Annotated in this window: 4 protein-coding genes; 1 reads left to right on the top strand and 3 read right to left on the bottom strand. The window is 41.5% G+C overall.

The annotated features are described in order from the left end of the window. Positions 1 to 320: 320 nt before the first annotated feature. Complete coding sequence (gene fabG, locus KPX09_RS04070; RefSeq protein WP_249549112.1) at positions 321 to 1,058, bottom strand: 3-oxoacyl-[acyl-carrier-protein] reductase; 738 nt, start codon at positions 1,056 to 1,058, stop codon at positions 321 to 323. Positions 1,059 to 1,304: 246 nt separating this feature from the next. On the opposite strand from fabG, the gene putA reads away from it, so the two are divergent. Then, positions 1,305 to 4,439, top strand: a complete 3,135-nt coding sequence (gene putA / locus KPX09_RS04065; RefSeq protein WP_249549113.1) for a bifunctional proline dehydrogenase/L-glutamate gamma-semialdehyde dehydrogenase PutA — start codon at positions 1,305 to 1,307, stop codon at positions 4,437 to 4,439. Positions 4,440 to 5,382: 943 nt separating this feature from the next. On the opposite strand, the gene KPX09_RS04060 is transcribed toward putA, so the two are convergent. Next, positions 5,383 to 5,526 (bottom strand): hypothetical protein, encoded by a 144-nt coding sequence (locus tag KPX09_RS04060; protein ID WP_249549111.1) that lies wholly within the window; start codon positions 5,524 to 5,526, stop codon positions 5,383 to 5,385. Between the two features lie 23 nt (positions 5,527 to 5,549). After that, a complete protein-coding gene (locus KPX09_RS05755; protein ID WP_346017239.1) occupies positions 5,550 to 5,882 on the bottom strand; it encodes a hypothetical protein in 333 nt (110 codons plus the stop codon). Positions 5,883 to 6,214 lie beyond the last annotated feature (332 nt).

Raw genomic sequence — 6,214 nt, 5'->3', positions numbered from 1 at the left:
AATAAATACGGAGAGACATTGAAAATGGTCCAAATATACATTACTAACAGTAACTACGGGGAAGCCAGCAACCCATTGAGAGAGATGGCTCCATTCCATGCTTTTGCCACCAGCACAGATTCTCTATTCAAATACCTCTATTCAGCTCTGTGATACCTATACGCATTTACCTCAACGACGACTTATAAAACACATTCTTTCTACAACAGAAATAAAGCCGTTTAGGATCTAGAAGAAAAAACGACTGTACTGACAATACATCAGACAAAAGCAGAGTACATGTTTTCGACGATGCACCAAAACACGAAAAGCTCTAGACCTTAATACATGAGCATTCCACCATTTACATGTATGGTCTGCCCTGTAATGTACTTGCTTGCATCACTTGCGAGGAACAATGCAACGTAAGCAATCTCCTCTGCAGTCCCCATACGGCCCATAGGGATAGAGCTCAGTATGTATTCTTTCTGTTTTTCCTGTAATACAGAAGTCATAGGAGTATCTATAAAGCCCGGTGCTATGCAGTTCACCGTAATGCCACGAGAAGCAAATTCAAGAGCAAGCGACTTACTCATACCAATAATACCAGCCTTTGAAGCTGTATAGTTTGCTTGTCCTACATTTCCGGAGATGCCAACCACGGAGGATAAATTTATTATTCTACCACCTTTATTCTTGAGCATCGCCTTGCAAGCATTCCGATTTATCTTGAATACAGCAGTGAGATTTACCGCAATTACTTGATTCCAATCATCATCTGTTATGCGTAAAGACAATTTATCTCTCGTTATTCCAGCGCTACATATTACCCCATCGATGCCAGACAGACAGTCTACAGCCTTGTCTACTAGGGTGTCTACCTCATCAGAATTTAGTAAGTTACACTGCAAAACGTGAGTCACATTCTCACAAGCAGCTGCTACTTCCTGTAGAGCCTCAATTCTGGTGCCTGAGAGGCATAACTGAGCTCCGGATTTTGATAACATAAGAGATATGGCTGCCCCTATGCCACTAGATGCACCTGTAACTAGAAACTTCTTGCCCTGTAAATCAAACATTCCGCAACTACCCCAAAAAATACATACAAGACACACAGGCGTAACGCTAACTAATTTAGTTGATAATTGCAATATTATTTGATAGCATCGCGAAGCTTTCCATAATTGCAAGTCTTCAAATGTTGAATGTTGAATGTTGGCTGTTTGATTCTTTAGATCTTTATGGAGCCGTTTATTTTAGTAAGCGGGCTGTAGACGTAAGGGGTTCGCATTACTATTGATGTTTTTGGGAGATGATAATACATGATGATAAGTTCATTGCAGGTGCCCGATGAGTTGCGCAAGCGTATGCAGGGGCTGTATAATACTGATGAGAAGAGTTATATCAGATATTTGACAGAGAGGTCTGAAGTCTCTCAAGACTCCAAAGTGAGGATATATAACCTTGCTAAGCAGATAATTGAAAAGGTGCGCTTTGGAAAGGGTTCTACGGTCATAGATGCCTTTATGCAGGAGTATGGTCTTTCTACCGAAGAGGGAGTTGCTTTGATGTGCTTGGCGGAATCTTTATTGAGGATTCCTGATGAATGCACCATCGATGAGATGATTAGGGATAAGATAGCGGGTACAACTTGGAAAAAGCATATCGGGAGTTCTTCTTCGATATTTGTCAATGCATCTACCTTAGCGCTGTGTATAGGTGCGCGTGTGCTAGGAGAGGTAGATGATTCTAGGTGGTATAGTGTACTAAGTAATCTCCTGAAAAATATGGGAGAGCCCATAATAAGGAAGGCTGCTCTCCAGGCTATGTGTATTCTTGGTAAGCATTTTGTCATGGGGCGTGACATAGAGGATGCTGTTGCAAGGAGTAATGACACAAAGCAGTTATGCTCGTTTGATCTCTTGGGTGAATCTGCAAGAACTAAGGAAGATGCGGATAAGTATTTTGCAGCATACATGCACGCTATAGAAGTGATAGGAGCAGACGCGGGATGTGGTGACGATATTTCTTCTCGACATGGAATATCGGTCAAACTTTCGTCTTTGCATCCACGTTATGATTTTGCTCAAATCGACTACGTTCTTGATGACATATCTTCTAAGCTGTTGGAGATATGTGCTGCAGCGAAGAAGCATAATATAGGGGTATTGATTGATGCAGAGGAGGCTCGTAGGTTAGAGACTTCTTTGATAGTTTTGGAAAAGGTGTTTTTAGATAAGTCGCTGGATGGCTGGGAAGGGTTGGGGCTAGCTGTTCAAGCGTATCAAAAGAGAGCCTTGGGTGTGTTGGATATCGTGGAAGATATAGCCATAAGGGCTAATCGTAAGATGGTTGTGAGGCTAGTTAAGGGAGCTTACTGGGATTATGAGATTAAGAATGCTCAGGAGCTTGGCTTAGACGGGTATCCTGTGTTTACAAGAAGAGCTTATACTGACACATCTTACTTTGCGTGTGTGCAAAGAATTTTGAGTAAGCCAAATACTTTCTATCCATGTTTTGCTACTCACAATGCGTACACTTTAGCCTCGGTATTAGAATCAGCAGATAAGGACCATCCAGGTTTTGAATTCCAGAGGCTGCATGCTATGGCGCAGGGCCTATACAGCTATGTAACGGGGGAAGTTGCGCCGAGTGTTAAGTGTAGGGTATATGCTCCTGTTGGAAGTTATCAGGACTTATTGCCGTATCTTATCAGGAGACTGTTAGAAAATGGAACGAATAGTTCTTTTGTGAATAAGATAAATGATGCTGATGTTCCAGCTGAACAGCTTTTGGTTGATCCTCTAGAGAAGGCTAAGAGTTTTGAATATTGTCCGCATCCTAGTATTCCTTTGCCGATAGACATGTTTGGAAAGGATCGTGTGAATTCCGTCGGTCTCAATACCTCTGATTCGTTGGCTATGTCTGTGCTTAATGAAGAAGTGCAGTCATTTACAAATGTCACTCGTAAGGCTACTCCTATCATTAATGGAGAGGATGTAGAGGGTGCTGCTCCTATAGAGTTTTTCTCTCCGGGAGATTTTAGCTGCAAGGTAGGAGAGGTATCTTATGCGACTCCTGAGCAGGTGGAAGAAGCTTTTAGTATTGCGCATGGAGCATATGCGGAGTGGAGCACTTTGTCGATTGAAGAGCGTGCTATTATTTTGGATAATGCTGCAGATTTACTGGAAAGGGAGAGAGGTAAGTTCGTTGCTTTGCTGGTGCTGGAAGGTGGTAAGGTGATTTCTGATATAGTGGCAGAGATTAGGGAAGCTGTAGACTTTCTGAGATACTATGCAATGGTTGCTAGGAAGGATATAGCTGGGACGATTAAGCTTCCTGGACCTTCGGGTGAAGAGAATTACATGTACTTCGAGAGTAGGGGTGTCTTTGTATGTATCTCTCCTTGGAATTTCCCATTGGCAATATTCTTAGGGCCTATAGCGGCTGCTTTAGTTACTGGTAATACAGTTATAGCTAAGCCATCTGAACAGACTTCCCTCGTTGCTTACGAAGCTGTAAAATTATTTTTCAGAGCTGGTCTTCCGGGTGGCGTTTTGCAGTTCTTGCCCGGTGAAGGTAGTGCTTTAGGAGAAGTGCTTATAAATAATAAGCATGTTGCGGGTGTTGCGTTTACGGGTTCTACTGATACTGCAAATATAATAAATAGAACGCTAGCTAAGCGTAATAGAGACATAGTTCCTATTATTGCTGAAACTGGTGGGATAAATGCGATGATTGTCGACAGTTCTGCTTTGCTTGAGCAAGTTTGCGATGATGTAATAACTTCGGCATTTAGAAGTGCTGGTCAGAGGTGTTCAGCTTTGAGAGTGCTTTTGTTGCAGGAAGAGATTGCTGATAGGCAAATCGAAATTATATGTGGGGCGCTTAGGGAGTTGAGGTTGGGTAATCCAATGCTGCTTAGCAGTGATGTGGGTCCTGTGATAGATCAGCAATCCTATGACATGCTTTGCGAATATGTGAAGGGCATGGACGAGCGGGGAGCTAAGCTGTTATTTAAGCTGGATATAGGTTCTCTTGCAGAAGTAGGGTATTATTTCCCGCCGCATATTTACGAGGTTGGGTCAGTATCAGAAGTTGCTAAAGAAGTATTCGGTCCAATATTGCACATTGTGAGATATGAGAAATCAGATCTGGCTAGTATATTAGACGAAATAAATAAGACAGGATATGGTCTGACGTTCTCTGTGCAAAGTAGGATACAGAGTAATATTGATTTGATTGTTGATAAGATTAGAACTGGTAATGTTTACGTCAATAGGAATCAAATAGGTGCTGTTGTAGGTGTACAGCCGTTTGGAGGTTCTGGTCTTTCGGGAACTGGGCCAAAAGCAGGAGGACCTTTCTATTTGCATAGGTTTGTTACTGAGAAGACTGTAACCGTAAACGCTACTGCGCTTGGCGGTAATGTTGCTCTTGCGTGTCTTGAAGAAGAGTAAAAGAAAACTTGGAAGAAGCGTAGTCTAACCTCTATAGGTTGTGGCTGCGCTTTTTTAGCTTCTATTTTGCGGGTTATTGAAGCGGGCCTGCTTTTTGGAAGTTTATTGAGAAGAGTAGGAGAGAATCGTCAACGTTGTTCTTTCTTTATAGTGTAAAATCACACGCTTTCTCCGATATCTGATCGACATCTTGGGTTTCTATGTGTTCAGGATGGTGAAGAAAATGGATTGCTTTATCGTTTCAAGCAAATCACCTGTGATGGGGTGGCAATTTTAATAACCTTAGGAAACATGTTATTAATCTGTAAAAGCCAAGTCCTGGGTATAAAAACCTAGAATCTGATAACCTAGGTTGTGTGTGTAAAGACTTTAAAGATATGGTAACGTAATATTAGGTAGTATGACTGCTCCAGGATAGTACTACGTAACAATGGTTGTTATTTCTTAAGTTATGAAAAAATGCAGAAGATTCCCAGGTGTCTTTATTTCTTGTGAATTGAGATATTGCTTTTATGTGCAAAGCTCAGATATGTACCTAATATAACTAACCAAGAACTTACTCTGCTCTGTCTTATAGAATATAAATTTGCTGTGGTCTGAGTAGAAGAAACGGCCCTAATTTCAACACTTTCACTATCTCTAATACCCTTAGTCTTGTTTTTAATAATAAGAGTTTATGAGATTCTATAGGTATAACTCCCCCAATATCTTAGAAAACAGCCATCTTACACAAAAAATTAACTAATGCTGTAGTGATGGCAACTCGGCAGATTATTATGAGAATAGAAGAAACGGTCCTAATTTTAACAACCTCCCCACCTTTAATATTCTTAGCAAGTAATATAGAAACTATGGTTTTTTCTTTGGGAGTGAGTTTCTTGACTAGGTCTTAAGCTATTGCGTTAGCATTACTATTAGGTGTACCACTCGTAGCGCTCCTACCCTATTTACAATACTTTCCCATAGACCAATTCTCACTACCATCTTCTTTTTTTAGCGTTTTTCTAACAAAGTACTTTGTTCCCTTGCCTCCACAGAGCACCGTTTTATTCTGCTGTAGATTGGCTGGCTGGTTTGTCTCTTCCACATATACCCCGTGGCTATTTTTGTTCAGCGTGTCCTAAGATCACCATACAATGAGGTTCCACAAAGCGTGTTGCTTTTCGTCTCAGTGCTCTCTTTGTACTCCGCATACTGTTTTACAGCCCCACTTTTAGTACTTACCAACTTCGTCCTACAAACCTTGACATCGATGCTATAGTGAGTAATCCCAACAATTTCTCCACCTTTAATAGTGTTAGCTAGTAACCCAGCTACTATGGTTTTTTCTTTGGGAGTAAGTTCCTTTACTATGTCTTTAGCTATGGCTGTGGCGTTGTAGTTTGTAGTATCAAATGGTGCCCCACCATTTTTTAGGAGATGTAGGTCAATTCTTACTACCATCTCCTTTGAGCGCTGTCTTGATAAAGTTCCTTAGAAGAATCCCTAGGGTGTATCACCATGACCTCCAGTTATCGACTGCGCCAAGCTGTGCGTGTGTGCCACATATCACCACATAACGACGTATTCCCATCGCTAGCGGCGGCTCTTAGCTCCCATGCATAACTTTCAGCATACTGATCATAAGCTGGCGCACTACCTTTGCTGCTGTTCTTAACTTCTCGGAATTAGTCACACAAACCTTCTTATGGAATTAGGGTTAGAGATTTCATACTTAGCAAAGTGAACAATGTCTTTGCCAGGGATTTTGGCAAGGGCAGCAGCAAGCTTGTCAG

The sequence above is a fragment of the Anaplasma phagocytophilum genome, from assembly GCF_023476575.1.
GTDB classification, from domain to species: domain Bacteria; phylum Pseudomonadota; class Alphaproteobacteria; order Rickettsiales; family Anaplasmataceae; genus Anaplasma; species Anaplasma phagocytophilum_A.
This window is presented reverse-complemented; position numbering and strand designations above follow the sequence as displayed.